This window comes from Streptomyces sp. NPDC046870 (assembly GCF_040704595.1).
Lineage (GTDB): Bacteria > Actinomycetota > Actinomycetes > Streptomycetales > Streptomycetaceae > Streptomyces > Streptomyces argyrophylli.
Map to the genome: position 1 here is coordinate 94,773 of NZ_JBEYXM010000007.1, position 26,814 is coordinate 121,586.

At 74.1% G+C, this 26,814-nt stretch carries 24 protein-coding genes; 11 read left to right on the top strand and 13 right to left on the bottom strand.

Annotation, left to right across the window (positions count from 1 at the left end):
• Positions 1 to 147: 147 nt before the first annotated feature.
• Positions 148 to 549 carry a thioredoxin family protein gene (locus AB0946_RS17925; protein WP_366761545.1) on the bottom strand — a complete coding sequence of 134 codons (402 nt, stop codon included), beginning with the start codon at positions 547 to 549 and terminating at the stop codon, positions 148 to 150.
• Between the two features lie 311 nt (positions 550 to 860).
• On the opposite strand from AB0946_RS17925, the gene AB0946_RS17930 reads away from it, so the two are divergent.
• Complete coding sequence (locus tag AB0946_RS17930) at positions 861 to 1,589, top strand: lysophospholipid acyltransferase family protein (protein ID WP_366761546.1); 729 nt, start codon at positions 861 to 863, stop codon at positions 1,587 to 1,589.
• A gap of 274 nt (positions 1,590 to 1,863) precedes the next feature.
• Here the strand turns inward: AB0946_RS17930 and AB0946_RS17935 are convergent, their stop codons facing one another.
• From AB0946_RS17935 to AB0946_RS17950, 4 genes are all read right to left on the bottom strand, one after another.
• Entirely contained in the window at positions 1,864 to 2,454 is a 591-nt protein-coding gene (locus AB0946_RS17935) for a transglutaminase family protein (protein ID WP_366761547.1), read from the bottom strand.
• Positions 2,455 to 2,593: 139 nt separating this feature from the next.
• Positions 2,594 to 3,664 carry a low specificity L-threonine aldolase gene (locus AB0946_RS17940; protein WP_366761548.1) on the bottom strand — a complete coding sequence of 357 codons (1,071 nt, stop codon included), beginning with the start codon at positions 3,662 to 3,664 and terminating at the stop codon, positions 2,594 to 2,596.
• Entirely contained in the window at positions 3,661 to 4,416 is a 756-nt protein-coding gene (locus AB0946_RS17945; RefSeq protein ID WP_366761549.1) for an SDR family oxidoreductase, read from the bottom strand. Before AB0946_RS17945 ends, AB0946_RS17940 begins: the two co-directional genes overlap by 4 nt.
• Before the next feature lie 41 nt (positions 4,417 to 4,457).
• The gene (locus AB0946_RS17950) at positions 4,458 to 5,855 is read right to left on the bottom strand and encodes a DUF6421 family protein (RefSeq protein ID WP_366761550.1); all 1,398 of its coding nucleotides are present in this window, start codon (positions 5,853 to 5,855) and stop codon (positions 4,458 to 4,460) included.
• Positions 5,856 to 6,210: 355 nt separating this feature from the next.
• Between AB0946_RS17950 and AB0946_RS17955 the strand changes: the two genes are divergently transcribed.
• On the top strand, positions 6,211 to 6,894 hold the full coding sequence (locus AB0946_RS17955; RefSeq protein WP_366761551.1) for a glycerophosphodiester phosphodiesterase family protein: 684 nt from the start codon (positions 6,211 to 6,213) through the stop codon (positions 6,892 to 6,894).
• 40 nt (positions 6,895 to 6,934) lie between these two features.
• Here AB0946_RS17955 and AB0946_RS17960 read toward each other — a convergent pair whose 3' ends face one another.
• Positions 6,935 to 7,474, bottom strand: coding sequence for a GNAT family N-acetyltransferase (locus AB0946_RS17960; RefSeq protein ID WP_366761552.1), 540 nt, complete (start codon positions 7,472 to 7,474; stop codon positions 6,935 to 6,937).
• 71 nt (positions 7,475 to 7,545) lie between these two features.
• Here AB0946_RS17960 and AB0946_RS17965 point away from each other — a divergent pair, with 71 nt between their 5' ends.
• Together AB0946_RS17965 and AB0946_RS17970 are read left to right on the top strand one after the other, a co-directional pair.
• Entirely contained in the window at positions 7,546 to 7,938 is a 393-nt protein-coding gene (locus tag AB0946_RS17965; protein WP_366761553.1) for a VOC family protein, read from the top strand.
• Between the two features lie 343 nt (positions 7,939 to 8,281).
• Positions 8,282 to 9,589 carry a cytochrome P450 gene (locus tag AB0946_RS17970; protein ID WP_366761554.1) on the top strand — a complete coding sequence of 436 codons (1,308 nt, stop codon included), beginning with the start codon at positions 8,282 to 8,284 and terminating at the stop codon, positions 9,587 to 9,589.
• Between the two features lie 12 nt (positions 9,590 to 9,601).
• Here AB0946_RS17970 and AB0946_RS17975 read toward each other — a convergent pair whose 3' ends face one another.
• The 3 genes from AB0946_RS17975 to AB0946_RS17985 all read right to left on the bottom strand — a co-directional run bounded on the left by AB0946_RS17975 (position 9,602) and on the right by AB0946_RS17985 (position 12,521).
• Positions 9,602 to 10,156, bottom strand: a complete 555-nt coding sequence (locus tag AB0946_RS17975; protein WP_366761555.1) for a GNAT family protein — start codon at positions 10,154 to 10,156, stop codon at positions 9,602 to 9,604.
• A gap of 74 nt (positions 10,157 to 10,230) precedes the next feature.
• Positions 10,231 to 10,812, bottom strand: a complete 582-nt coding sequence (locus tag AB0946_RS17980) for a MarR family transcriptional regulator (protein ID WP_366761556.1) — start codon at positions 10,810 to 10,812, stop codon at positions 10,231 to 10,233.
• A complete protein-coding gene (locus tag AB0946_RS17985) occupies positions 10,809 to 12,521 on the bottom strand; it encodes an FUSC family protein (protein WP_366761557.1) in 1,713 nt (570 codons plus the stop codon). The genes AB0946_RS17980 and AB0946_RS17985 overlap by 4 nt, the downstream gene beginning before the upstream one ends.
• A 162-nt stretch (positions 12,522 to 12,683) precedes the next feature.
• Here AB0946_RS17985 and AB0946_RS17990 point away from each other — a divergent pair, with 162 nt between their 5' ends.
• The 4 genes from AB0946_RS17990 to AB0946_RS18005 all read left to right on the top strand — a co-directional run bounded on the left by AB0946_RS17990 (position 12,684) and on the right by AB0946_RS18005 (position 16,084).
• Entirely contained in the window at positions 12,684 to 13,256 is a 573-nt protein-coding gene (locus tag AB0946_RS17990) for a DUF5134 domain-containing protein (RefSeq protein ID WP_366761558.1), read from the top strand.
• Positions 13,257 to 13,846: 590 nt separating this feature from the next.
• Complete coding sequence (locus AB0946_RS17995; RefSeq protein ID WP_366761559.1) at positions 13,847 to 14,575, top strand: phosphatase PAP2 family protein; 729 nt, start codon at positions 13,847 to 13,849, stop codon at positions 14,573 to 14,575.
• A complete protein-coding gene (locus AB0946_RS18000; RefSeq protein WP_366761560.1) occupies positions 14,572 to 15,261 on the top strand; it encodes an HAD-IA family hydrolase in 690 nt (229 codons plus the stop codon). The genes AB0946_RS17995 and AB0946_RS18000 overlap by 4 nt, the downstream gene beginning before the upstream one ends.
• A gap of 154 nt (positions 15,262 to 15,415) precedes the next feature.
• Complete coding sequence (locus AB0946_RS18005) at positions 15,416 to 16,084, top strand: helix-turn-helix domain-containing protein (RefSeq protein ID WP_366761561.1); 669 nt, start codon at positions 15,416 to 15,418, stop codon at positions 16,082 to 16,084.
• Positions 16,085 to 16,102: 18 nt separating this feature from the next.
• Here AB0946_RS18005 and AB0946_RS18010 read toward each other — a convergent pair whose 3' ends face one another.
• On the bottom strand, positions 16,103 to 17,053 hold the full coding sequence (locus AB0946_RS18010) for a DUF6214 family protein (RefSeq protein WP_366761562.1): 951 nt from the start codon (positions 17,051 to 17,053) through the stop codon (positions 16,103 to 16,105).
• Between the two features lie 27 nt (positions 17,054 to 17,080).
• Between AB0946_RS18010 and AB0946_RS18015 the strand changes: the two genes are divergently transcribed.
• Both AB0946_RS18015 and AB0946_RS18020 read left to right on the top strand, forming a co-directional pair.
• Entirely contained in the window at positions 17,081 to 18,421 is a 1,341-nt protein-coding gene (locus AB0946_RS18015; protein ID WP_366761563.1) for an FAD-dependent oxidoreductase, read from the top strand.
• Between the two features lie 119 nt (positions 18,422 to 18,540).
• On the top strand, positions 18,541 to 19,932 hold the full coding sequence (locus tag AB0946_RS18020) for a nucleobase:cation symporter-2 family protein (protein WP_366761564.1): 1,392 nt from the start codon (positions 18,541 to 18,543) through the stop codon (positions 19,930 to 19,932).
• Here AB0946_RS18020 and AB0946_RS18025 read toward each other — a convergent pair.
• On the bottom strand, positions 19,849 to 20,205 hold the full coding sequence (locus AB0946_RS18025; RefSeq protein ID WP_366761565.1) for a helix-turn-helix transcriptional regulator: 357 nt from the start codon (positions 20,203 to 20,205) through the stop codon (positions 19,849 to 19,851). The genes AB0946_RS18020 and AB0946_RS18025 overlap by 84 nt on opposite strands.
• A 132-nt stretch (positions 20,206 to 20,337) precedes the next feature.
• Between AB0946_RS18025 and AB0946_RS18030 the strand changes: the two genes are divergently transcribed.
• The gene (locus tag AB0946_RS18030; RefSeq protein ID WP_366761566.1) at positions 20,338 to 21,417 is read left to right on the top strand and encodes an NADH:flavin oxidoreductase/NADH oxidase; all 1,080 of its coding nucleotides are present in this window, start codon (positions 20,338 to 20,340) and stop codon (positions 21,415 to 21,417) included.
• 54 nt (positions 21,418 to 21,471) lie between these two features.
• Here AB0946_RS18030 and AB0946_RS18035 read toward each other — a convergent pair whose 3' ends face one another.
• Both AB0946_RS18035 and AB0946_RS18040 read right to left on the bottom strand, forming a co-directional pair.
• Positions 21,472 to 25,761, bottom strand: coding sequence for a cation-translocating P-type ATPase (locus AB0946_RS18035; protein ID WP_366761567.1), 4,290 nt, complete (start codon positions 25,759 to 25,761; stop codon positions 21,472 to 21,474).
• 9 nt (positions 25,762 to 25,770) lie between these two features.
• A complete protein-coding gene (locus tag AB0946_RS18040) occupies positions 25,771 to 26,316 on the bottom strand; it encodes a hypothetical protein (protein ID WP_366761568.1) in 546 nt (181 codons plus the stop codon).
• Between the last annotated feature and the right edge of the window lie 498 nt (positions 26,317 to 26,814).

Here is a 26,814-nt window from a genome sequence, read left to right on the forward strand (position 1 = left end):
GCGCGCTCGCGGTGCGGGCCAGGTCGACGTGGACCCGACCGTGGAGAAGGAGTTCGGTCGGCATACGGTCAGGCTGACGATGGATGGCGCGTGCAGTCAAGCCGGCTCCGGGATGTGGAAGATGCCTCACCGTTCCCTGACACCCGCTCACACCGCCTCCCCGAGCGCGGCGATGACGTCCGCTCTGCGCGGCTGTCCGGTGGCGCGCCGCACCACCCGCCCGCCGGCGTCGAGGACGAGGACGGTGGGCGTCTTGAGGATGTCCAGTTCGCGTACGAGGTCCAGGTGCGCCTCGGCGTCGACCTCGACGTGGGTGACGCCCGGGACCATTCCGGCGACCTCGGCGAGGACGCGCCGGGTGGCCCGGCAGGGTGCGCAGAAGGCGCTGGAGAACTGTACGAGCGTGGCCCGCTCCCCCAGTTCGCCGCCGAGTTCGGCCGCCCTGAGCCGCCTGCCGTCGTCGTGCCCGCGCACCCGCGTTCTTCCCTTCCGCCGTCCGTACGGTTCTTCCCGGGCGCCCGCCGCCGCGAGCACCGCCCGGCACACCACCGGTCATTTTCCATACAAGCGTTCCCGCGCCCGCGATGATTCCCGGGGGCCTGACGCGGCGGCAGCCGTCACGGTGGTCCGGCATGTTCCCCCCTTCACGGGGAACCACGACACGTGTGGAGTAAAGGAACATGAGGATCCACGGTGGGATGTAGGCCGACGTGACGAGGATCTCGCCGCCGCGGGGCACCAGGACTGGCTCCCCGTCCGTTCTTCGGGCACGATCTGCGAGACGCCGTAAACCTACGGCTGCGTAACTTTCCCGCCGGGAGCCCCTTTCCCGAGCAGAGCAGAAAGGGTCCACCCCGCCCATGGCAGAGCTGGTCTACCGTCCCGTCATCGGTTTCGCCAAGACGATGTTCAAGGTCTGGGACCTGAAGATCGACTGCCAGGGGTCGGAGAACATCCCGCGCACGGGCGGCGCGGTCCTGGTGAGCAATCACATCAGCTACCTGGACTTCATCTTCAACGGCCTGGCCGCGCTGCCGCAGAAGCGCCTGGTGCGGTTCATGGCGAAGGAGTCGGTGTTCCGGCACAAGGTCTCCGGGCCGCTGATGCGGAGCATGAAGCACATCCCGGTGGACCGCGCACAGGGCGAGGCGGCGTACGCGCACGCGCTGGACTCGCTGCGCTCCGGCGAGGTCATCGGGGTGTTCCCGGAGGCGACGATCTCGCAGTCGTTCACGCTGAAGAGCTTCAAGTCGGGCGCGGCCCGGCTCGCCCAGGAGGCGGGCGTCCCGCTGGTCCCGATGGCGGTGTGGGGCACGCAGCGGCTGTGGACGAAGGGCCACCCCCGCAACTTCAAGCGCGACCACCTGCCCGTCACCGTCCGCGTCGGCGAGCCGGTGGAGGCACCGCGCGACCAGTACGCCGGCGCGATCACCCGCCGCCTGCGCGAACGCGTCCAGGAACTCCTGGACGCCGCCCAGCGCGCGTACCCGGGCCGCCCCAAGGGCCCGGAGGACACCTGGTGGCTCCCCACCCACCTGGGCGGCAGCGCACCGACGACCGAGGAACTGCGCACAGCCGCCGCCCACTGAGCCCTGCGGCGCGGACCGGGGTCCCTCCCGGGGGCTCGGCCCGCACCACACCCCCGGCTCCGACCGGCCACCGGTTCACGTCCGGGGCCCGCCAGCGCGGACAGACGGCCACCACCAGCCCGACACTTTGTGGATCACCCGGTACAGGGTGGTCAGGTCCGAGGGCATCGCAGTCGAGTCGACCAGCGCGTCAGTCGCCTTGTGGCTCTCCTCCTTCGAGCCGCTCACCGGACACGTTCATCCTCCCGGCACGCCCCCGGCTCGGCAGTTCCGCTCACAGCCTGTCGGGAAGCGTCCGCCACAGGTGGGGCCGGTCCGGTGCGGCCCGCAGGGCGGCGAGGACGGCCGGGTGCGGTGCGGCGTACAGGAGCGGATAGTCCACCTCGTGGGACGCGGGGTCCGGGGTCCAGGCCAGCCGCTCGCCGTCCAGCGAGAACCGGGCGTCGACACCCGGCTTGTTGCCACGGGGGTCCTGCCGGTGCCAGGCGCCGCGGAAGCGGACGGCGACCAGTCCGTGGACCGCGTGCCCGCCCTCGTCGTCCCCCAACCGCTGGTAGCACAGGGCGGCCGGGATGTCCTCGGCCCGCAACAGGGCGGCCAGGGCATGGGACTTGGCGTAGCAGATGCCCGTACCGAGGGCCAGCACGTCGGAGGCGCGCCAGGTGACGCGGAGGTCGCCCGAGTCCTGGGAGTGCGGGATGGCGTCCCGGACGAACTCATAGGCGGCCCGCGCATAGTCATACGAGTCGGAGGCCTCCGCCGCCAGGCGGGCGGCGGTCTCCCGGACCACCGGGTGATGGTGGTCGATGACGTCATCGGCGGCCAGGTAGGCGGACAGATCGGCGGTGTCCTGGATGAGCTCCATGCCCGCAGAGCATAGGAACGCGATCACTCGGGAGTCAATCACTTTACGGGTGACCGCATATCTATGCGGGCTGGCAGGCGCTCGCTCTTGGCCAGGTCGTAGGCGGCGAACATCTGGCGGACGTCCGCCTGATACGGCACTAGCGCGCCATCTCCTCCTTCAGCGCCGCCACGAACGTGTCGACGTCGTCCTCCGTGGTGTCGAAGGAGCACATCCAGCGCACCACCCCGGCGCCCTCGTCCCAGAAGTAGAACCGGAACCGCTTCTGGAGCCGCTCGCTCACGTCGTGCGGCAGCTTGGCGAAGACACCGTTGGCCTGCACCGGGTAGAGGATCTCCACGCCGTGCACCGCGCGGACGCCCTCGGCGAGCCGCTGGGCCATCTCGTTGGCGTGCCGGGCGTTGCGCAGCCACAGGTCCTTGGCGAGGAGCGCCTCCAACTGCACGGAGACGAAACGCATCTTGGAGGCCAGCTGCATCGACATCTTCCGCAGGTGCTTCATCTGCCGCACCGCGTCCTGGTTGAGCACGACGACCGCCTCGCCGAACACGGCGCCGTTCTTCGTGCCGCCCAGGGAGAGGATGTCGACGCCGACCGCGTTGGTGAACGTCCGCATGGGCACGTCCAGGGAAGCGGCCGCGTTGGCTATCCGGGAGCCGTCCAGATGCACCCTCATGCCGCGCGCGTGGGCGTGCTCGCAGATCGCGCGGATCTCCTCGGGCGTGTAGAGGGTGCCCAGCTCGGTGCTCTGGGTGATCGACACCACCTGGGGCATCGCCCGGTGCTCGTCCTCCCAGCCCCAGGCCTGCCGGTCGATCAGCTCGGGCGTGAGCTTGCCGTCCGGTGTCGGCACGGTGAGCAGCTTGAGCCCGCCCATGCGCTCGGGCGCACCGCCCTCGTCCACGTTGATGTGCGCGCTCTCGGCGCAGATCACCGCGCCCCAGCGGTCCGTGACCGCCTGGAGCGCGACCACGTTCGCGCCGGTGCCGTTGAACACCGGGAAGGCCTGCGCGGTGGCCCCGAAGTGGCTCCGGATGATCCGCTGCAGGTTCTCGGTGTAGTCGTCCTCGCCGTACGCCACCTGGTGGCCGCCGTTCGCCAGGGCCAGGGCGGCCAGCACCTCCGGGTGCGCGCCGGCGTAGTTGTCACTGGCGAAACCGCGGACCTGCGGGTCGTGGTGGCGGCGCGCGTCGGTCTTCGGAGGGTTCACGGCTTCTCGGTCAGCCACAGACGGTTTCCGTTCACTTCCGCGGCGGGCTTGCTCCAGACGCCCTCGATGGCCTCGGCCAGGTCCTTGACGTCCGTGAAGCCCGCGAACTTCGCGTTGGGGCGTTCGGCACGCATCGCCTCGTGCACCAGCGCCTTCACCACCAGGATGGTAGCCGCGGACGTCGGCCCCTCGGCGCCGCCCGCCTTGCGGAAGTAGTCGGCCATGGCCAGCGTCCACGCCTCGGCGGCGGCCTTGGCCGCGGAGTACGCGGCGTTGCCGGCGGTCGGCTTCGACGCGCCGGCCGCGCTGATCAGCACGTACCGGCCGCGCTCGCTGCGCTGCAGCGCCTCGTGGAAGGCGAGGGAGGTGTGCTGCACGGTCTTGACGAGCAGCAGCTCCAGGAAGTCCCAGTCGTCCAGGCTGGTCTTGGTGAACGTCTCGCTGCCCCGCCAGCCGCCCACCAGGTGCACGAGCCCGTCGACCCGGCCGAAGTCCTTCTCGATGTGCGCGGCCCAGTCCCGGGTGGACTGCAGGTCGAGCAGGTCCACCGTGTCACCGGTGACGGTCGCGCCACCGGAGGCGTACCGGGCCGCGTCGACGGCCTCGGAGAGCCGCTGCGGGTCGTTGTCCGCCCCGACGACGGTCGCCCCGGCCTCGGCGAGCCGCATCAGCGCCGCGCGCCCGGCGGGTCCCCCCGCACCGGCCACCGCGATCACCGCGCCGCTGAGCGGTCCGTTCGTCGCGTTCCCCATGTTCTTCCCCTCTGAAGCAGTGTTCCGGACGACGCGGTCGCTCACGCGGCGATCCGCTCGGCGGTGTCCGCCGTGATGCCCTTGGTGGAGGCGATCACGTTCTTCAGCTTCTTGGACAGGGCCTCATAGAACATGCTCAGCGGAAACTCGTCCGGAAGCACGTCGTCCACGAGCTTGCGCGGGGGCTGGGTCAGGTCCAGGGCGTCGGGGCCCTTGGCCCACCTGGAGCCGGGGTGCGGGGCGAGGTAGGTGGAGACCAGCTGGTAGCCGGCGAACCAGTGCACCAGCTTCGGGCGGTCGATGCCGTCCCGGTAGAGCTTCTCTATCTCGGCGCACAGCTGGTTGGTGACCTGCGGGGCGCGCTCCCAGTCGATGGAGAGCTTGTTGTCGGTCCAGCGGACGACGTCGTGCTTGTGCAGGTAGGCGAAGAGCAGCTGACCGCCGAGGCCGTCGTAGTTGCGGTTGCGGTCGCCGGTGACCGGGAAGCGGAACATGCGGTCGAAGAGGACCGCGTACTGCACGTCACGGGCCTGCGGGACGCCGTCCGCCTGGAGCTTCACGGCCTCCCTGAAGGCGGTGAGGTCACAGCGCAGCTCCTCCAGGCCGTACATCCAGAACGGCTGGCGCTGCTTGATCATGAACGGGTCGAACGGCAGGTCGCCGTGGCTGTGGGTGCGGTCGTGGACCATGTCCCAGAGCACGAAGGCCTCTTCGCAGCGCTTCTGGTCGTGGACCATCGCGGCGATGTCCTCGGGCAGTTCGAGGCCCAGCAGGTCGACGGCGGCCTCGGTCACGCGGCGGAAGCGGGCGGCCTCGCGGTCGCAGAAGATGCCACCCCAGGAGAAACGTTCCGGCGCCTCACGCACGGCGATCGTCTCCGGGAAGAGCACGGCGGAGTTGGTGTCGTAGCCCGAGGTGAAGTCCTCGAAGGTGATGCCGCAGAAGAGCGGGTTGTCGTACCGGGTGCGCTCCAGCTCGGCCAGCCAGTCCGGCCAGACCATGCGCAGGACGACCGCCTCCAGGTTGCGGTCCGGGTTGCCGTTCTGCGTGTACATCGGGAAGACGACCAGGTGCTGCAGGCCGTCGGCGCGGTTCGCGGCCGGGTTGAAGGCCAGCAGGGAGTCCAGGAAGTCCGGGACCTGGAAGCCGCCCTCGGCCCAGCGGCGCAGGTCCCGCACCAGTGCCTCGTGGTAGGCGGCGTCGTGCGGGAGGAGCGGGGAGAGCCGCCCGACCGCGTCGGCGACACGCTCCACGGCCGCCATGGCGTCGGCCCGCCCGGGGGCGCCCTCGGCGTCGAAGTCGATCGATCCGTCCTTCGACTGCCATGGACGGATCCGCTCCACGGCATCCTTGAGCACGGGCCAGGCCGGGTGCTCCACCACCCTGGTCAGCGGAGAAACCTGATCCTCCACACCCGACTGCACAAGAATTTCCGTCATGTCCCATCCTCCACAGGAGAACCTCGCGTAGAGACACCGTATGCATACCCGGTTTCTCTCAGCAAGAGCAGAATCGGGAAATTGTTCTGTCGACCCCCTTGGTCACCGACATTTTTCCTGTGGTAAACCGTGACGGCGCTCACTTCAGCGACAACGTGCGAGCCGGGAGCGGCCATGGTCCGATGGGTACCGGCCGGCGGGCGGCCGTCCGGGCGCCGGAAGCCCCGGTGCAGCCACGGGTCCAACGCGCGGCCCGGCCACTAGGCTGCGAGCCTGCCGCGTGGACGACGACGTCCGGTACGGGGGCCGTCGGTCCGCGCGTCGCCGAGCCGCCGTCGACGGAAGCGAGTTGACCTTGAACTTCCTTACCATCGGACATCGCGGTGTCATGGGCGTCGAGCCCGAGAACACCCTCCGTTCCTTCGTCGCCGCGCAGCAGGCCGGCCTGGACCTGATCGCACTCGATCTGCACCTCAGCAAGGACGGCGCCCTGGTCGTCATGCACGACGCGGAGGTGGACCGTACGACCGACGGCTCCGGACCGGTCGCGGAGAAGACCCTCGCGGAGCTGCGCGCCCTGGACGCGGGCCGCGGGGAGCGGGTGCCGGTGTTCGAGGAGGTGCTGGAAGCGGTCGACACCCCGTTGCAGGCCCGGATCGAGGACGTGGCCGCGGCGCGGGCACTGGCCGAGGTGATGCGCGCGCGTGATCTGACGGCGCGGGTCGAGGTGTCGTCGTTCCAGGACGACGCGGTCGCCGAGATCGCGCGGCTGGTGCCGGGCGTGCGCACCGCGCTGGTCGCGAGCCGGTACGGCACCGACGTGGTGGACCGCGCCGTGGCCGCGGGCGCCGCCACGGTGAGTCTCGACATCCGCCGGCTCACCCTGGAGATCGTCGAGCACGCGCGCGCGTCCGGGCTGCGGATCATCGGCTGGGTCGTCAACACGCAGGACCAGCTGCGGCTGGTCCGCGCCCTGGAGCTGGACGGGGCGACGACCGACTATCCCGAGATCAAGCGCACGGGCCGGTTCACCGCCTGACCCAGGCGTCCGGGCCCGTGCCCGGACGCCTGGCGCGGCCTCACACCAGCGGCTTGACCAGCAGCTCGAACCGCAGGTCGGAGCGGAGCGGGACGCCGAAGCGCTCGTCGCCGTACGGGAACGGCTGCGTCCGGCCCGTACGGCGGTAACCGCGGCGCTCGTACCAGGCGATCAGGTCCTCCCGCTGGGAGATCACCGTCATCTGCATCTCGGTGACTCCCCAGGTCTCCCTGGCCAGGCGCTCCGCCTCCGCCATGACGACCTTGCCGAGGCCCGCGCCCTGCAGGGCGGGACTGACCGCGAACATGCCGAAGTAGGCGTGGTCACCGCGGTGTTCCAGCTGGCAGCACGCGACGACACGGCCGTCCCGCTCGGCGGTCAGCAGCCGGCTGCCGGGGGCCTTGATCACCTCCAGCACGCCCTGCGGATCGGTCCGCTGACCCTCCAGGAGGTCCGCCTCGGTCGTCCACCCGGCCCGGCTGTCGTCCCCCCGGTACGCCGACTCGATCAGTGCCACGAGGGCGTCGGCGTCGGCGTCGGTGGCGTCCCGGAAGGTGAGTCCGGTGGCGGTGGCGTCCATGGTTGCGGTCTCCGATCTCGGGCGTGGCTGAGCCAGGGACGAGGGTAACGCTGCCGCTAGGCTCCCCCCGCATGGTGCATGTACTCAGCAGCCGGATCCTGCTCCGGCCCACCGACCCCGAGCGCTCCCGCGCCTTCTACGGCGAGCAGCTGGGGCTGTCCGTCTACCGCGAGTTCGGTACCGGGCCCGAGCGCGGCACGGTCTACTTCCTCGGCGGCGGTTTCCTCGAGGTCTCCGGCCGGTCCGAGGGCCCGTCCTCGCCCGCGGCGCGGCTGTGGTTGCAGGTCGAGGACGTGAAGGCCGCGGGCGAGGAGCTGCGGGCGCGTGGCGTCGAGATCGTGCGGCCCCCGGTGCGGGAGCCGTGGGGCCTGGTCGAGATGTGGATCGCCGACCCGGACGGCACCCCGATCGTCCTGGTGGAGATCCCGCCGGACCACCCCCTGCGGTACCGGCCGGGGATCTAGGCTCCGCCCTGGTCGGTGCACGTGCCGTCCGGATATGACATATACGGCATGTGCTGGAAAGATGGCGATTGTGGCATCTGGCGCTGGTGGGTTCATCGGACTCCCCGGCTGGACGGGCTCAGACAGGCGAGAGGAGCGCATCATGATCGCCAAGCTGCTCGGCAAGCTGTCCTTCACCCGCCGCTACGGTGCGTACGGATCCCACGAGTGGGACGCGTACGCCGGCGACTGAGTCTGAGGGCACTCCCGGCGGGCGCCCCCGGGTGCCCGCCGGCCGTGAGCCACGCTGCCGAGGGCATCGCCCTGGACAGGTACGAGGGTCGGGGACGATCTCATGAGCCGGATGAATGAGCCCCCGCGGCTGCCCGGAGGCGGCTTCGCGGCCTGGAGCCGTGACCGGCTGGCGGAGGCACGCCGGGGCCTGGACGAGTGCGGGGACGTCTGGCAGCTGGAGCCGGGTGTCTACGTGGCCGCCGCGGCCGGGCCGTGCGAGGCGGTGCTGCGTCGCGCCGAGGACTTCCCCAAGGCGCCCTCGCCACTGTTCCCTCCGTCGTCGAACGGGGCGCCGACGGCTCAGGAGCGTCTGCACGCCCACGCCGCCCGCATGCGCGGACTGCGCGCGCAGGCGGTCGCGGCCCGGGTCGGCGAGATCGCGCCCGGAGCCGCTCTCTTCGCCGACCAGTGGCCCACGGGCCAGGACGTCGAGGTCCTGCCCGCGGCCCGGCACGCCCTCGCGGAGATCGGCGTCCGCTACCTGTTCTCCGAGGACGCTCCGGCCCTGCTGCCGTTCGCCGCACGGCTCTTCCTGGCCCGGGAAGTGCTCGTACGTCCCTCCCGCTGGGAATGGCCGCGGTGGGTCCCCACACCGGCACGGCGGTTCCGCACACGGCAGCAGGCCGCCTTCACCGACGCCCTGCGGCCCATCGTCCGCCGGCGCCTCGCGTCGGGCCGGCCCGGCGACGACGTGCTCGGGCAGATGCTCCAGCCGTCCTCGCGCTACGGCCCGCTGCCGGAGGAGGCCGTCCTCGACACCCTCCCCGGAATCACGGTCGCCACCTTCGAGGCACCCACCCGGGCAGCCGGATGGATCCTGCTCCACCTGGCCCGGCACCCGCGGGCGGCGGACCGCGTCGCGGGCGAAGCCGCCGTGCTGCCCGCCGACCCCGCAGCGACGACCAGCGCCCACCTGGACGAACTGCGCTACACCCAGGCACTGGTACGCGAGGTGCTCCGGCTCTACCCCCCGAGCTGGCTGCTGACCCGGCGGACCGCACGGCGCACCGAGCTCGCCGGCTACACCCTCGACGCCGGGTCCACCGTTCTCGTCTGCCCCTACACCGCGCACCGGGACGCACGGGAACACGCCGAGCCGGACCGGTTCCGGCCCGAGCGCTGGCTCGACGGTTCTAGCTCGCCGGCCGATCCCGGGCCCTTCCTCGCCTTCGGCACCGGGCCGCACGGCTGCGAGGGAGCAGCGCTGGCCATGGCGATGCTGACGCTCCTGACCGCGCACACGGCACGCCGTCACCGCTTGAGCGAGCCGACCGGACCGGAACCCGGCTTCCGGGTCACCACCTTCGAGGGTCTGGCGACCCCCGGCCTGCGCCTGCGCGCCACCGCGCGGGACCCGGTGCGGTCCCGCCCCGGGTGACCGGCTCGCCCGTCAGGGTCCGCTCATCGTGTGCCGCCGGGCGAACTCGTCGGCGAGCAGGCCCATCACGACGAGGTCGTGGTGCCGGCCGGCGAAGAAGACGTGCTCCCGCAACCGCCCCTCCTCGGTGAAGCCGAGCCGGCGTGTGAGCGCCAGCGACGCCTCGTTGCGGGCGTGGATCACCGCCACGCACTTGTGGTAGCGCCGCTCCTCGAACATGAAGCGCAGCAGCAGCGTCAGGGCCTCCGCGGCGTAGCCCCTGCGCCGGTGCTCGGCCCCGATCGCGACATCGAACTCGAACCAGCCCGAGTGACGGCCGGTGCGGTGCGAGGCGACCGTGCCGACCAGCTCCTGCCCGGCCGTCGACTCGACCGCCAGCCGGAAGCGGTCGCCGTCGCACCCGGCGACGGCCTGCTCCTTCGCCCACGCACGGTAACTCTCGGCGGACCGGGGCAGGTCCAGCCGGCCCACGCGCCGCCCGTCGTCGGCGAGGCGGGCGAACGCCGTCCAGTCGTCGGGCTCGATGGCACGCAGGCGTACCCGTTCACCAGTCCAGGACGATGCCATGCCCGATTGGAACACGCCGCGGTACGCCCGGGGCCGGGAGGCACGCCGGGACGGGAACGCGGCGGCAGGCCCCGCTACGCCCGAAGGCCCCCCGCCCGGCCCTCCAGGCGGCTGAGCAACTCGGCGAGGAGGCCGGCGAGTTCGCCCTGTCCGCCCGGGTCGAGGACGGACAGTACGGCCGTCTCGTAGGCGAGTTGCTCGGGGAGGATGCCGTCGACCAGGTCACGGCCGGTGTCGGTGAGGCGGACGTGGGCCACGCGGCGGTCGCGGGTGTCACCGCGCCGCTCGACCAGGCCGCGCTCGGTCAGCTGCTTGATCCGCTTGGTGACGGCGGCTCCGGAGGAGAAGGTCTCCCGGGCCAGTTCGCCCGGGGTCAGCTCGTGTCCGGTGCGGCGGAGCGCGCCGAGCAGGTCGAACTCGGCGCGGCTCAGGCCGGCCCGGCGCAGCGGGGCGTCCTCGGCCTGCTGGAGCAGGGCGGCGCAGCGGTTGATCCGGCCGATGATCTGCATCGGCCCGGTGTCCAGCTCGGGGTGGACGGCCCGCCACTGGCGGACGACGGCGGAGACGGTGTCGTCGCGCGCGGGGACGGTGCCGGGCCCGGGCCTGGTACCGGTCGCGTCGCTTCCGGGCGTCGGTCCGCCGTTCGTCGCCGTCATGGCCGTATGTCCTCCGTCGTCCAGCCCGGGTCCTGGACCCGGTCGCGGTCCTGGTCGAGGCCCGGGGCCTGGTGGCCGTCCGGGTCCTGCGGCACGAGGCCCTGCCGCCGTACCGTCGCCGCGAGCGTACGGTGTCCGGCCTGCTCGGTGAGCACGAGCCGTTCCTCGGGCAGGGCGCGCTGCCACCACTCGCCGGCGGCGGCGTCGGCCGTGGCGCGCAGATCGACGAGGGCGGCGGCGAGGGTTCGGCGGGCGGACTCCAGCGCACGGGGCTCGGCGGGCGGCCCGGCGAGCAGGCGGGCGGCGTGCTCGCGGGCCCGTTCCGCGGCGGTCAGGGCCTGCTCCAGGCGGTCGCCCGCGCGCCGGTTGGTGACGGCGACGGCGGCGAGGAAGCCGACCAGGGCGCCGATGAGGGTGTCCACGATCCGGTCGGTGATCAGCTCGGTCGCGTCCTGGGTGCGGGCGAACTCGGTGATGAGCAGGGCCATCGGGGTGACGCAGACGCTGCCCAGCCAGTAGTTCCGGCCGATCAGCGCCTCCGCGCCGAAGTTGAGGGCGACGCAGCACAGCACCAGGGCGGCGGGGTGCAGATGGGTGAGCGGGGCGAGCGCGGCGAAGAGGACGACGCCGAGGAGGTTGCCGACGACCCGCTGGACGCCCCGGCTCCAGGTGAGGGTGACGTTGGCCTGGTAGAGCGAGGCCGCGGTGACCAGCGCCCAGTAGGGGCGGCCGACACCCAGCGCGAGGGCGGCGTATCCGGCGAGGGCACAGCCGAGCGCGGTGCGCACGGCGAGCGGGGCGAGCGGGGCCAGGCGGTGCCACGGCGAGCGGGCCGGCAGGGCCTGTTCGGCGGCCAGACCGAGGAGTTCGTCGGCGGACTCGCGCGGCGTCTCGACGCGCGGGACGCGGCCGGTGCCGCGCAGGTCACGGGCCCAGGCCCGCAGCCGGACGGGGTCGGTGTCGGCGGGCGCGGCCAGGGCGACCTCGGCGCGCACGACGAGCTGCTCGAGGGCGCGCCGGGTGCGGTCGGGGCGGGCGCCGGCGGCGAGCAGCGACTGCCAGGCGGCGTGGATCGCGGCGGCGGTCGCGGCGCGGGCCCGGGCGTGGCCGTCGGCGGTGCCGCGCGTCTCGGCGTACGCGGCGGCGGCGTTCAGGGCCTGGGCGGTGGCGCGGCGCTCGGGGCCGTGCGGGCGGAGCAGCCCGGGGGCCATACCGACCAGCCAGGCCCAGGCGCCGGCGGCCAGGGCGAGGCCGACGTGGCCGGGGACCTGGCCGGGGGTCTGCGGTGCGAACAGCGAGGCGGAGCTGATGAAAGTGAGGACCACGTTGCCGGGCGGTCCGATCCGGGTGGCGTCGCACACGGTCTTCTGGACCGCCGCGAGGACGGCGCCGACGGTGACGAGGACGACGGCGTTCGTGGTGAGCGCGGCGGCGAGCAGGGAGACGGCGAGGCCGCCGACCATGCCGAGCACCACCCGGACGAGCGTGCGGGCCCGGGCGGCGTAGGGCCGGTTGTGGCCGTAGAGCGCGCACAGGGAGCCGGCCATCGTGTACATGGCGAGGTCGAGGCGGCCGAGGGCGAGCAGGGTGAGGTTGGGCGGGGCGACCGCGGCCACCACGCTCAGCGCGGGCTTGAACCAGATGTCCGAGGGGCGCCCGAGGCGGAGGGTCGTGGCGAGGGGAAGACGGTGGGGGGTCGCACTGCTCATACCCATTAACTTAGCATGTGTTTTACCAGTAAAACAGTTGCGGAGAACCTGGTCACCGACCGTGCTCCCCCCCATGCTCCCCGTGTACCCCCTTGCGCTCGCGTGCGCTGCGCCGGCGGTGGGCATCGCACCCTCGACCGACCGTCGAGCGTGGAGGTGCGCGTGCACGGACCGGTGTCGATCGCCTGGCTGCTGGTCGCGCTGTGCGCGCTGACCGGGGCCTACTGCCTGCTGCGGATGCGCAGCGGTGTCGAGGAACAGCGCCGGGCCGCGGGCGGCGAGGCGCTGATGGGCTTCGGCATGGCCGCGATGGCCGTCCCAACGGCGGTGTTCACACCGCCGAGATGGGCGTGGCCGGTGTACGCGGCCGTGTTCGGCGCGGCGGCCCTGCGCGCGCTGTGGGCCGCGCGCGGTGCTCCGCACCATCTGCACCATCTGGTGGGCAGCGCCGCGATGGTCTACATGGCGGTGGCGATGGCCGCGTCCCCGCCCGCCGCCCACCACGGGCACGGCGGCACCGGCGTGCCGCTGCTCACCGGCGCCCTGCTGCTGTACTTCGCGGCCTACGTGCTGCTCTCCGGCGCCCGGCTGGTCCCCGCGCCCGCCGCCCCGGCGGGCGCAACAGGCCCGGCGGGCGGGGGCGGCCCGGCGCACTGGGGCGACCGCCCCGAGCTGGCCCGGGCCTGCCGGCTGTCGATGGGGATCGGCATGGTGGCGATGCTGCTGGCGATGTGACGACGACCGGGCTCGGCGAGGCACACACCCGCGTCAGCGTCAGGAAGACGCACCCTCGCGGCACCGTCGGGAGGCCGGAACCCGGCCAGGACGGCTCCCGCCCCCGTGCTGTTCGACCCCGGCGGCCTGTGCGGTCCGGCCATGCGGCCGGGGGTCGTACGGACACGTCGCGCCGAACCGCTGGTGGGCACACCACTGCCGCCGGGCGGGGAAACGGACTCCGGCCGCCGGTGGTTGCCCGGCTGGGCGCCCCGGCCGCCCGGTCGGGAGCAGGGACACGCGCGGGCCCGGCACGTCCGGCTGCCGCACCGTCGGGTCGCCGCCAACGTCCCGGTTCCGCTCCACAGGCTCGTGTGCCGCCCCGCGTGCGCGGCCGGCCGCCTCGCGCCGACGTGCCTGAGGGCGGCGCCCCGTGCGGTGCCCGTGGGCCCGTTGCCGAGGGCGCCGGCGCCCGGGCCGCGGGCGGCTGGGCCGCGGGCGGCTGGGCCGATGCCGTCCGTCCTGCGGGTCCCACCCGACGGCGCCGTGGTCGCGGCGCCCCGCCCCGCGGGGACTTGGCCACGGCGCCTCGCTTGCACAAGGATCACGGCATGCGCCATCGTCCCTCCGCTCCCCCGTCGCCCCCCGTCGCCGAGCCGCCGACGGCGCTCCGCAGAGCCGCCCGTCTGGCCGCCGCGCTCGGCGCCTGCTTCCTGGTGCTGCTGGTGCTCGTCGCCCTGCGCTGGCACCCCCTGATCACCGTGGACGGCGACGTCTCCCGCACCACCCACCGCTGGGCGGTCGGCGACCACGAGGTGACGCGGGTCTTCCGGGTACTGACGGACTGGGTGTGGGACCCGACCACCATGCGTCTGGTCTGCGCGGCGGCGGCGGTGTGGCTCGTCTGGCGGCGCGCGGCCTGGTGGTCCGCGCTGTGGCTGGCGATCACCTGCGCGGTGGCCACGCTCGTGCAGCAGGCAGTGAAGTCCGCCGTCGGCCGGCCCCGCCCGGTCTGGCCCGACCCGGTCGACTCCGCGCACTACGCGGCCTTCCCGTCCGGTCACGCGATGACCGCCACCGTCGTCTGCGGCCTGCTGCTGTGGCTGCTGCACCGTCACGGCCCACGCCCCGCCGTGTGGCGCACCGCGGTGACGGCGGCAGTCGTCTCGGTGCTGGGTGTGGGCGTCACCCGGGTGTGGCTGGGCGTCCACTGGCCCTCGGACGTGCTCGGCGGGTGGCTGGCCGGCGCGGCGCTGGTCGCGGCGGCGGTGACCGTCCACGAGTGGCCGCGTGACGGCCGGGCGCGACCGTCGCGCGGCCGGTGGAGCGCGGGCGCATGACCGCCGTGCTGTTCGACTTCTCCGGGACGCTGTTCCGCACCGAGTCCGCCGAGTCATGGCTGCGCGCGGTGCTGGACGAGGCCGGTCACCGGCTGGCCGAGCCCGAACTGACCCGCACCGCGCGGGCTCTTGAGGCGGCCGGCGCACAGCCGGGCGGCGCGGAGCCGGTGGAGCTGCCGGCGGACCTCGCGGCGCTCTGGGCGGTGCGGGACGAGAGCGCGGAACTGCACCGGGCCGCCCACACGAGCCTGTCCCGGCGGGTGCCGCTGCCGGATCCAGGACTGCACGACGCCCTCTACGAACGTCACATGGCCCCCGCCGCCTGGACCCCCTACCCCGACGCCGAGGAGGTGCTGCGCACCCTGTGCGAACGCGGCATCGGCGTCGGGGTGGTCAGCAACATCGGCTGGGATCCGCGCCCGGTCTTCCGGGAGCACGGGCTGGACGCGTACGTGGACGCGTACGTGCTGTCGTGCGAACACGGGGTGCAGAAGCCGGATCCGCGGCTGTTCGCGGTCGCCTGCGAGGCGCTCGGCGCCGATCCGCGGCGGGTGCTGATGGTCGGCGACAACCGGACGGCGGACGGCGGCGCCGCCGCGCTCGGCTGCCGGGTGCACTTCGTGGACCACCTGCCGGCCCCCCAGCGCCCCGACGCGCTGCTGCCGGTGCTGGATCTCGTCGGCTGAGCACCGACCGCGAGCGGACACACCACACCGTCCGTCTGAGACGATCCCCCGCGTCGCCCCAGACGGACGGCTGTTCCGGGCAGGCCCCAGGCATGGGGGCACCCGCTGCGTTGAGTATAGTTGGCTGGCAGCCAGTCAACGCAGGAGTTACAGGATGTCCCCGCGCAGCGCCTCGGTCAATGAAGAATTGCGGCGGCGTTCCCGGGAACGGCTGCTGCAGGCCGCCGTGGAGCTGGTCGGCGAGCACGGGTTCGAGGCCACGACGCTGGGCGCCATCGCGGACCGGGCCGGTTCGGCGCGTGGCCTGGTGTCGTACTACTTCCCCGGCAAGCGCCAGTTGGTGCAGTCCGCCGTGCACCGGCTGATGCACCGGACGCTGGAGGAGGCGCTGGAACGGGAGCCGCGCACCGAGGACGGCCGGGAGCGGCTGGCCCGGGCCATCGACGCGATCCTGGGCCTCGCCCGGGACCGGCCCGTGCTGATGCGCCAGCACATGGCGGGCCTGCTCCAGGCCGAGGGCTTCGTGCAGTGCCCGGAGCAGCGCCGGCTGGCGGAGCTGCTCAGCGACACCGTCTCCCGGTACGGCGCGCAGAACGTCTCGGCCGACTACCCGATGCTGCGCGCCCTGTTGATGGGCGCGGTGTACGCGGCGCTGGTGCCCGGGGTGCCGATGCCCGTGCCGGTGCTGCGGTCGGAGCTGTTCCAGCGGTACGGGCTCGACTGGGAGATGGGTGTGCCCCCGGAGACCGAGGCGGAGCCCGGGGCGGGGCAGGGGGACGTCTCCCGGTTCTTCGCCACGGAGGAGCGGCCCGGCACTCCCTGACGCGGTCCGGCCGCTTCGTCAGCGCCGGGCGTGACGGGGTGCGAGGAGGCCCGCGTCCCGTGCCTGGGCGATCAGCCGCAGGGCGCGCCGGCGACCGCGTCCGGTCGCGTTCATCACGGCGAGCACCGGGTCGGCGCCCGCGTCCTGCGCCGCGCGGTACTCCCGCGCGACGAGCCGGCGGCCCTCGGTGCCACGCGGCCAGGGCGGCCGGGCACGGCCGGCGACGGGTGGGCCGGCGGCCGGCCGGAGTGCCCCGGCCGACGGGCCGCCGGCGTCCGGGTCCACGTCGTCACCCGCTCCGCCCGCGCCCACACCGCCTGCCGCACCGGAACCGGCCTCCCCCTCGCATGCCACGTCCGCTTCCGCGAGCACACCGCAGGCCGCGCCGGTACCGGCGCCCACTCCCGCCGCCAAGGCGTCATCGGCGTACACACCGCAGGCCACGCCCTCATCGACACGCACACCGGGCGCCAAGACGTCATGGGCGTCCCCTGCGCATGCCGTGCCCGCATCCGCGAGCACGCCGAGGGCGGCGCGTGCTTCGGGCTCCGGGCCGGACGCCCTGCCCGCACCGGCCTCCACGCCGCACGCCGCGAACAGCGGCCCCTCGATCCAGCCGGCGAGCGCCGCCAGGTCGGCGAGGGACAGGGCAGGCTCGGCCTGGACGTCCTCGATGGAGACGCGCCCCGCGCTCAGCACGGCAAGGGCGTCGACCCGGGCCCCGTCGGAGAAGGCCAGCCGGACCTGGAACCAGGAGGTGACGCCGTCGTGCTCCCGCACCTGCCACGCGGGCCACACGGAGACCGCGCCATCCTCCGCCTGCCGATCATGAAGATCAAGAAAGGATGCTTCTGGCACCCACGCAACGTAACGTCGTGACCACACCCGTACGCATGGACACGCACCCGGGTCACCCCACCGGCCCCTGCCCCCGGGGCCGCCGCGGTGCCATGCTGGAGCCGTCCGCACACCCTCCTTCGGGCGAGGAGTACCGCAGTGCTGCGTGTCGCCGTCGTCGGCTCCGGGCCGAGTGGGTGTTACACCGCCCAGAGCCTCGTTCAGCGTGATCCGGAGGTCCGGGTGGACGTCCTGGACCGGCTGCCGTGTCCGTACGGCCTGGTCCGCTACGGCGTCGCGCCGGACCACGAGAAGATCAAGTCGCTCCAGGGCAGCCTGCGGACGGTGCTGGAGCACGAGCGGGTGCGGTTCCTCGGCGGGGTCCGGGTGGGCGGCCCCGGCGGGCTGCCGGCTCAGCGGCTGAGGGAGCTCTACCACGCGGTGGTGTACTGCGTGGGCGCGGCCACCGACCGGCGGCTGGGGGTCCCCGGCGAGGATCTGGCGGGCAGCTGGTCGGCGACCGAGTTCGTGTCCTGGTACAGCGCGCACCCGGACGCGGCCGACGCGGGCTTCCTGCGCGGGGTGCGCTCGGCGGTCGTCATCGGGGTGGGCAACGTCGCGGTGGACGTCACCCGGATGCTGGTCCGGGGTGCGGCGGAGCTGCGGCCGACGGACATCCCGCAGGCCGCGCTGGACACGCTGGCGGCGAGCGGGCTCACCGAGGTGCAGATGGTGGGCCGGCGCGGCCCCGCACAGGCCCGTTTCACCACCAAGGAGCTGCGCGAGCTGGGCGGGCTGCCGGACACCGACGTGATCGTGGACAAGGCCGAGCTGGCGCTCGACCAGGCCGATCCCGGCGCGCTGCCGGCGGGACCGCGCCGCAATGCGGAGGTGCTGCGCGACTGGGCGGCACGGCCTCCCGCGGTGGCCGCCGCGCGGCGGATCCGGCTGCGGTTCTTCCTGCGGCCGGTGGAGCTGCTCGCCGACGGCGGCCGGGTGGGTGCCGTGCGCTTCGAGCGGACGGCACCGGACGGGACGGGCGGCGTGAGCGGCACGGGCCGGTACGAGGACGTGCCCGCCCAGTTGGTCCTGCGCTCGGTGGGCTACCGCGGGGTGCCGCTGGAGGGCCTGCCGTTCGACCCGGCGAGCGGCACCGTTCCGCACCAGGAGGGCCGGGTGCTGCGCGACGGCGTCCCCTCCCCCGGCGAGTACGTCGCCGGCTGGATCAAGCGCGGCCCGACCGGGGTCATCGGCACCAACCGGCCCTGCGCCAAGGAGACGGTGACCTCGCTGCTCGCGGACGCTCCCGCGCTCGGCCGCGCGGATGTGCCGGGGGAGCCCGTCACGGCCCTGCGTGCGGCGGGCGTCGAGCCCGTGCCCTGGGACGGCTGGCTGGCGATCGAGCGGGCGGAGGCCGAGCTCGGGGCGCGGCTGGGGCGGAGCGTGGTCAAGCTCTCCGACTGGGACGCGCTGCTGGGAGCGGCGCGGGTGCCCTCGTAGCGCGGCTGTCCCCGGGGGCGGACACACACCGGCAACGCACCGGAAATCAACAAACTGTTCAAGGCGCCTACGGTCTCGTCCTGTCCGCATGCCACTTCCCGCCCGCTGATGGAGCTCCCATGGCCACGACCGCAGACGTGCACCCCGTCGACGAGATACCCCCGGTACGACAGCTGGCCGCCTTCGGGCTGCAGCACGTGCTCGCGATGTACGCGGGCGCGGTCGCCGTGCCGTTGATCGTGGGCGGCGCGCTGAAGCTGTCGCCCGCAGACCTGGCGTATCTCATCACCGCGGACCTGCTGGTGTGCGGCGTCGCCACGCTGATCCAGTGCGTCGGCTTCTGGCGGTTCGGGGTCCGGCTTCCGGTCATGCAGGGGTGCACGTTCGCCGCGGTGTCACCGATGGTGCTCATCGGGACGACGGGGGGCGGGCTGCCCGTGATCTACGGCTCGGTGATCGTCGCCGGGCTGACCATCATGCTGCTCGCGCCGCTCTTCGGCCGGCTGCTGCGCTTCTTCCCGCCGCTGGTGACCGGCACGGTGATCCTGGTCATCGGCCTCTCGCTGCTGCCGGTCGCGGGCAACTGGGCGGCGGGCGGCGCCGGTGCGAAGGACTTCGGGGAGCCGAGGAATCTGGCGCTGGCGGGCTTCGTGCTGGCCGTGGTGCTCGGTGTGCAGCGCTTCGCGCCCGCCTTCCTCTCCCGGATCGCCGTGCTCCTCGGCATCGCGGCCGGCCTGGCGGTCGCCGTGCCGTTCGGGTTCACCGACTTCGGCGGGGTCGGGGACGCCGGCTGGGTGGGCGTCAGCACGCCGTTCCACTTCGGGGCGCCGGAGTTCCGCGTGTCCGCGATCGTGTCCATGCTGGTCGTCGCCCTGGTCACCATGACCGAGACGACGGGTGACCTGATCGCCGTCGGCGAGCTGACCGGCCGGAAGGCCGAGCCGCGCCCCCTCGCCGACGGGCTGCGCGCGGACGGCCTGTCGACCGTGCTGGGCGGGGTGTTCAACACCTTCCCGTACACGGCGTACGCGCAGAACGTGGGCCTGGTCGGCATGACCCGGGTGCGCAGCCGCTGGGTGGTGGCGGCGGCCGGCGGGATCCTGGTGCTGCTCGGGCTGCTGCCCAAGCTGGGCGCGGTGGTCGCGGCCATCCCGGCACCGGTGCTCGGCGGGGCCGGCCTGGTGATGTTCGGGACGGTCGCGGCGAGCGGGCTGCGGACGCTGGCCCGGGTCGACTTCAAGGGCAACGACAATCTGACCGTGGTGGCGGTCTCGGTGGCGATCGGCCTGCTGCCGGTGGGCGTTCCCACGGTGTACGCGAAGTTCCCGGACTGGTTCCAGACGGTGATGGACAGCGGCATCAGCGCGGGCTGCCTGTCCGCTATCGTGCTGAACCTGCTCTTCAACCACCTCGCGGTGAAGGGCGGTTCAGCCGCCGGCGCGGAGCCGGCCGGACTGCCGGTCGGCGGCGGTGAGAAGGCTGTCGAGCAGCCCCGGGAAGAGGCCGTCTAGATCGTCGCGGCGCAGGCCGTTCATCTTGGCCGTGCCCCGGTAGACCTGCCGGATGACCCCGCTCTCCCGCAGCACCCGGAAGTGGTGGGTACTGGTGGACTTGGTGACCGGCAGGTCGAACTGCGAACAGGTCAGCTCCGCGCCACTCGCCGCGAGGTCGCACACGATCCGGAGCCGCATCGGATCGGAGAGCGCGTGCAGCACGGACTCCAGCCGGATCTGCTCCCGTGCCGGATGCGGCAGCGCACGGCCGACGGTGGCGGTGTCGGTCACGGCGACCGCCCCCTTTCCTCACGACAAGTTCGACTGCCCGCATTGTACGAGAGTCATCGTAGTTTGACATCCATCATAGTACGAGGGGTACCGTACGAACCGATCAGCGGTCCGTGACGAATGGAGTCCGTCGTGAGTGCGCTCTTCGAGCCCATCACCCTGCGCGAAGTGACCATCCCGAACCGGGTGTGGATGCCCCCGATGTGCCAGTACTCTGCCGACCCGGTGGGGCCGCTCGCCGGCGCTCCGAACGACTGGCACTTCGCGCACTACGCGGCGCGGGCCGCCGGCGGCACCGGCCTGATCGTGGTGGAGGCCACCGCGGTCTCGCCCGAGGGCCGGATCTCCCCGTACGACCTCGGGCTGTGGAACGACACCCAGGTGGAGGCGTTCCGCCGGATCACCCGCTTCCTCACCGCGCAGGGCACCGTGCCGGCGGTCCAGATCGGCCACAGCGGCCGCAAGGCGTCCACCGACCGGCCGTGGAAGGGCGGTGCGCCCGTCGGACCCGAGGCGCACGGCTGGCAGCCGCTCGCCCCGAGCGCGCTGCCGTTCGACGAACGCCACCCGGTGCCCGCCGAGTTGACGGCGGACCAGATCGCCGAGATCGTCGGACAGTTCGCCGCCGCCGCGCGCCGGGCGCTCGCCGCGGGGTTCCAGGCCGTCGAGATCCACGGTGCCCACGGCTATCTGATCAACGAGTTCCTCTCCCCGCACTCCAACCACCGCACCGACGCCTACGGCGGCTCGTACGAGAACCGCACCCGGTTCGCCCTCCAGGTCGTGGACGCCGTGCGGGAGGTGTGGCCCGCGGACAAGCCGGTGTTCTTCCGCGTCTCGGCCACCGACTGGCTCCGGGACGGCGGCTGGACCCCCGAGGACACGGTCCGCCTCGCCCGCGACCTGCACACCCACGGTGTCGACCTGCTCGACGTCTCCACCGGCGGGAACGCCGCCGGCGTCACCATCCCGACCGGACCGGGCTACCAGGTCCCGTTCGCCGCCCGGGTGAAGGCCGAGACGCCGATGCCGGTCGCCGCGGTGGGCCTGATCACCGAGCCCGGACAGGCCGAGAAGATCGTGGCGAACGGCGAGGCGGACGCGGTCCTGCTGGGCCGGGAACTCCTGCGCAACCCGTCCTGGGCCCGTCAGGCGGCACGCGAGCTGGAAGCACAGGTCCGGGTCCCTGACCAGTACCACCGCTCGGTCTGAGCCGGTACCGCCGGGCCGGCTCCCCCGGCCCGGCGGTACGGCAGGCGGTGGGGGTCAGTCCGGCAGCAGGCGCCCGACGGCCCGCTCCAGCCCGGGCAGTGTGCGCTGGCCCGCCAGGGCGAGGGCGATCGCGGCCACGACACCCGCCCAGGCGACCGGGCCGAGCGGGGTGCAGCCGAAGACCCGGCTGATGCCCGGGGTCTGGACCACGGCCACCAGTGCGAGCGCGGAGCCCAGCGAGGTGATCTGCACCAGCCGGCTGTCACGCCGGTCGAGGAGCGTCTGCACGAGCTGGGTGCCCACCACCCCGCACAGCGCCATGGTGCCGGAGCGCCGGGCGGTGCCCGGCGTGAAGCGGCCGATCAGCCAGGCCGTGAGCGCGCCCAGGCAGGTGGTCAGAGCCCGGTGCCGGATCTGCCGCAGCAGGGGGTCGCCCAGCACTCCGGCGGCCTCCTCCACGTGCCCCAGGTCCGCCTCGCCCTCCTTCTCCGTCACCGCCACCGCCATCGACGGGAACAGGTCGGTGAAGAGGTTCACCATGAGCATCTGCCGGGTGGACAGCGGCGCCCGGCCGGACAGCAGCGTGCCGAGGATGCCGAACCCGACCTCGCCCGCGTTGCCGCCGATCAGGATGGCGATCGCGTCGGCCACGCTGTGCCACAGCGCGCGGCCCTCGCCGACCGCGTCGATCAGCACCGTCAGGTCGTCGTCCGTCAGCACGATGTCCGCGGCGTTGCGCGCGGCGGCCGATCCGCGTGCGTTGATGCCGACGCCGATGTCGGCGGCGCGGATGGCCGCGGCGTCGTTGGCGCCGTCGCCGACCATGCCGACCACCCGGCCCGCGTCCCGCAGCGCCTCCACCACCTGGAGTTTCTGCTCGGGCGCCACCCGGGCCACCACACCCGCGTCCCGCAGCATCCGGGCCCGGGACGCCCGGTCGGCCGCTGCCAGCTCGTCGCCGGTGACCACTACGGTGTCCTCCGGCCAGCCCAGGTCGGCGGCGATGGCCCGCGCGGTCTGCGGGTGGTCGCCGGTGAGCATGACCGGTCGTACCCCCGCTCCGTTCAGCCCGTTCACCAGCGCCGTGGAGGTCTCGCGGGGTACGTCGGACAGGGCCAGCAGACCGATGAACTCCAGGTCGTGGAGGGGCTGTTCGGGGACGTCCGACTCCTGCTCCGCCGGGTCGAGCCGCCGTTCGGCCACCGCCAGGACCCGCAGCCCGGCCCCGGCCAGCGTGTGCGCGGACTCGGAGGCGTGCGCCGGCAGCCCGGTGCAGGCGGGCAGCACCGTCTCCGGGGCGCCCTTGACCACCAGCACCACCGGGCCGTCCCCGCTCCGGCCGACGCCGGCGGCGTATCCGCGCGCCGCCTCGAACGGCAGGTCGGCGAGCTGGTTCCAGCCGGGGTCGGGCGGCGCCGCGGCCAGCACGGCCTCGTCGGTGGCGTGCACCGGCCGGTCGGAGCCGCCGTTCAGCCGCGGGCAGGCCCGCGCGGCGACCCGGATCGTCTCCTCGGAGCCGGGATCGTCCACCGCGTGGACCGTGCCGCCGGCGTCGGAGGTGCGCACCAGCCGCAGCCGGTTCTCGGTGAGCGTGCCGGTCTTGTCGAAGCAGATGGTGTCCATCCGGCCCAGCGCCTCCAGGGTGCGCGGGGTGCGCACCAGGACACCGCCCCGGCTCAGCCGCCGGGCGGCGGCGAGCTGCGCGACCGTCGCCACCAGCGGCAGCCCCTCCGGTACGGCCGCGACGGCCACCGCCACCCCGCCGCTGACCGCCTCGCGGATCGGGGTGCCGCGCAGCAGCGCAAGACCGGTCACCGCGGCGCCGCCCGCCAGGGTCAGCGGCAGCGCCTTGCGGGTGAGCTCCTGGAGCCTGGCCTGGACGCCGCCGGCCGGGGGCGTGCGGGCCGCGAGGTGGACGGCGCGGGCGGCCTCGGTGCGGTCGCCGGTGTCGACGACGATGGCCCGGGCCTCGCCCGCCACCACGGTCGTGCCCTCGAAGAGCATGCACCGCCGGTCGGCCACCGGGGCGTGCGGAGTGGGATCCGTCCGCTTCTCCACCGGCAGCGACTCCCCGGTCAGGGCGGACTCGTCCACCTCCAGGCCCTCCTGCCACAGCAGCCGGGCGTCGGCGGGGACCACGTCGTCCGTCTTGAGCTGGATCACGTCGCCCGGCCGGAGCTTGCCCGCCTCCACGGTGCGGGTGCCGCCGGCCGGGGCCTCGGCCTCCGGCGGCACCAGGCGCGCCCTCTGCTTCTGCTCCGCGACCAGCCCGGACAGGGCCCGCTCCGCCCGCAGCCGCTGGATGCCGCCGACCAGGGCGTTCAGGTCGAGGGCGCCGACGACGAGCAGCGCGTCCATGACGGAGCCGAGGATCGCCGACGCGGCCGAACCGACGGCCAGGACCGGGGTGAGCGGGTCCTGGAGTTCGCTGCGTACGGCGCGGCCGAGGCGGTAGGACCAGCGGGCGGGCGCAGCGGCCGGGTGCCGGCCCACGCCCTCGGCCGCCTTGCGCATCCGGGCGGTCAGCGTGCCGGACGGGCCGGGCTCGGCGGCCGGTTCGTGGGCCAGCCGGTCCCGGGCCTGGTCGGGGTCCAGCTCGTGCCAGTGCACCCGGGGGCGGGGGTGCGGAGGGCGGGCCGTCGCCACGCCCAGTGCGGAGCGCATCCCGGACAGCAGGGCCAGGGCGGCGCCGGCGTCGACGGGTGCGTGCCGGAGCCCCGGCAGCACGGACCGGCGGCCGCGTCCGCCGCCGGACTCGCCGACGGCGACGAGCAGCCCGGACAGCGCGGCACCGGAGCGGGCGAGGGTCTGGGCCCGGTGGCCGACCCGGCGGGCGGCCGGGACCGCGGTCAGCACCCGCCACACGTCGGGCAGGCCGTGCAGGGCGAGGAGGTCCGCGCCCCAGACCACCGCTGCGTCCCGGTCGGTCAGGGCGAGCGCGACATCGGCGGCCCGCAGGGCACCCAGGACGTCGTGCTCGTCGGCCGTGCGGACCCGGGCGGCCACCAGGACGACGCCCTCGTCACCGCGCGCCTCGTACACCACGTCGTCCAGTGGCCGGCGGGCGTCGACGACCTGGTCGGCGAGGCCGGTGAAGTCCTCCAGGGCCGGGTCGTCGACGAGGACCACCCGGAGTCCGGCCCGGCGGGCCGCGTCCAGCACCGGTTCGGCCCACGGATCGGCCTCACCCTCCGCGGTGCGCAGCGCGCTGGGGTGCAGGACGACGGTGCCGGCCATCTCCAGCTGGCGCAGCCGCTCGGGGGCGCGGACCAGCACGCCGGTGCGGGCCAGGGCGGCACTGAGCACGGCGTGGAAGGCGGCGGGACCGTAGCGGGCGGCCTTCGGGGAGCCGGCCAGCACCGCTTCGGCCGCCTCGGCGCCGTCGTGCTTGACCAGGAGGGTGGCCGCCGCGCCCAGGAGGCTGCCGGCGGAGGCGTGGGCCGCGTACTCCTGGGCCGGGGAGACGCGCAGCGGCGGGCGCGGCGGGCCCTGCGCGGCGAGGCTGACGCGGTCGGGGACGCACACCTGGTCGTGCACCGCGTCGAAGGCGGCCGAGCGGGCGACCGTCTCGGCCACCTGGCAGGCCCGCAGGGCGCCGTCGAGCACCAGGGAGGTGGGGGTCTGCCCGGCGGCGTGCACGGCGGCGTTGGCGCAGGTCAGCAGGAGGTCCATGCCGGTGTCGCCGAGCCGGGCGCGCAGCCACGCGCGGAAACGCGGGTTCTCCCGCAGGAGGGTCACGACCGCGGTCGCCACCCGGGGCGAGGGCGGCAGCCGCAGCGCGTACGCGGTCAGCGCCATCGCGATCCCGGCGCCGTCGACGGCGAGGGTGGCCACCGCGGCGCGCACCCCGGCCGGGTCGGCGGGATGCGTGGTCTCCTCCACGTCTCCTTCCGCCAGGACGAGCCCGTGCCGCTCGGCGAGGCGGGCCGCGTGGTCCAGGACGCGGTCGGCGGCCTCCTCCCCGGTCGCGGTCACCACCAGGCGGGCGAGTCCCTCGTCCCAGTAGGCGACGAGGACGTCGGGGTGGTCCGCCAGCGCCTCGGCCATCCGGCGCGCCAGGTGTCCCGTGCCGCCCGCGCACCGCGCCCGCCCCGGTTCCAGGGGCCGTATCGCCAGGTGGGTGCGGGCGCCGGACCTCCAGTGGTCACCGGAGCCGGGCAGCGCGTTGCGCGCCACCCGGCCCACACGCGCGGCGGCGTCCAGGCCGCGCACGCCGGCGCGCGCGGTTCCGGCCGCGGCACCGGCGGCCAGTCCGGCCGCCGGTGCCGCAGCCCGCGCGAGCAGGCGTGGCGCCGCCGACAGCCGGCGGACGGCGGACGACGGCGCTGTCAGCAGACCGGCCACATGCCCTCCTCAGAGCGTGGTGCGATCGGGGCGCGCGGTGGGTCCGAGCGGACCGGACGTCCTGCCCGCGGACGCCTGGGCTCCGTGGGAGGCCTCCGGCGGGCTCGGTGCCGCCGTGTGGCCGGGCTGCCTGACCGGCCCCGGCGTCGCGGTGCCGGCCGGTGCCCGGGTGTCCGCGGGGGTCCCGGTCCCGGCCGCCTGGCCGGGCTCGGGGCTCTCGCCGCCGGACCTGAGGGCCGCGGTGCCCAGGTCGTGCGCCGGTTCGGCGGCCGGGGCCGTCTCCCCGGTGCCCGCCGGCTGCGGGGGCCGGGGCTGGGTGAGCCAGGCCACCGCCGCGCCGGTGAGGGCCACGGGCCACTCCACCACGCCCGCGGCGCCGAGCACCCCCGCACCGGCGTAGACCGCCATGCGCCGACCGCGGGGCGAGACCGCGCCGACCTTGTCCAGTGTTCCCTCGGCGGCCCTGGTCACCGTTCCGGCGCCGGGCACCCTGCGCAGTACCGAGGCCGCGCCGCGCAGGGGCGCCGTGAGGGCCGACGACTTCTGCTCAGCCATGACTCTCCTCGGGTGAGATCGTCTTGCGTGCCCCACCGAGTGCCCGCGACCATGCAGGCCATCCCCTTATTTCGCAGGGAAACCACCTTTTCCTAGGAAATGCCACGAATCAGCTGAGCGCCACCCGCCCCACCCGTCAGGAGGCGCGCCGGAACAGCGCCGCCGGCCCGGCCACGGCGAGGACGCCGCACCCCTCGGGGTCGAGGTGACGAGGTCGGGCGCCCCGGGTCCCGTACCGCCCGGTCTAAGTCGGTCACCGCGTCGAAGTGGCCGCGGGTGCGGATCCGGGCGACCGACAGGCGCCCTCCTCAGCTGTCGGCGGTCATGCCCTCCCGCATGCGTTCCGTAGGGCGTACATCCTTCGCGTACACGAACCGGTGGCTCGCCCAGCGTGGCCGGCCGGACGCCCGCGCCGGCCGTGCCTCGCCGGCCGTCCTGCGTGGAGCCGCTGACCGTACGAGCCCCGCCCGAAGCGCCCCGGCAGGCCGATCCACCGCT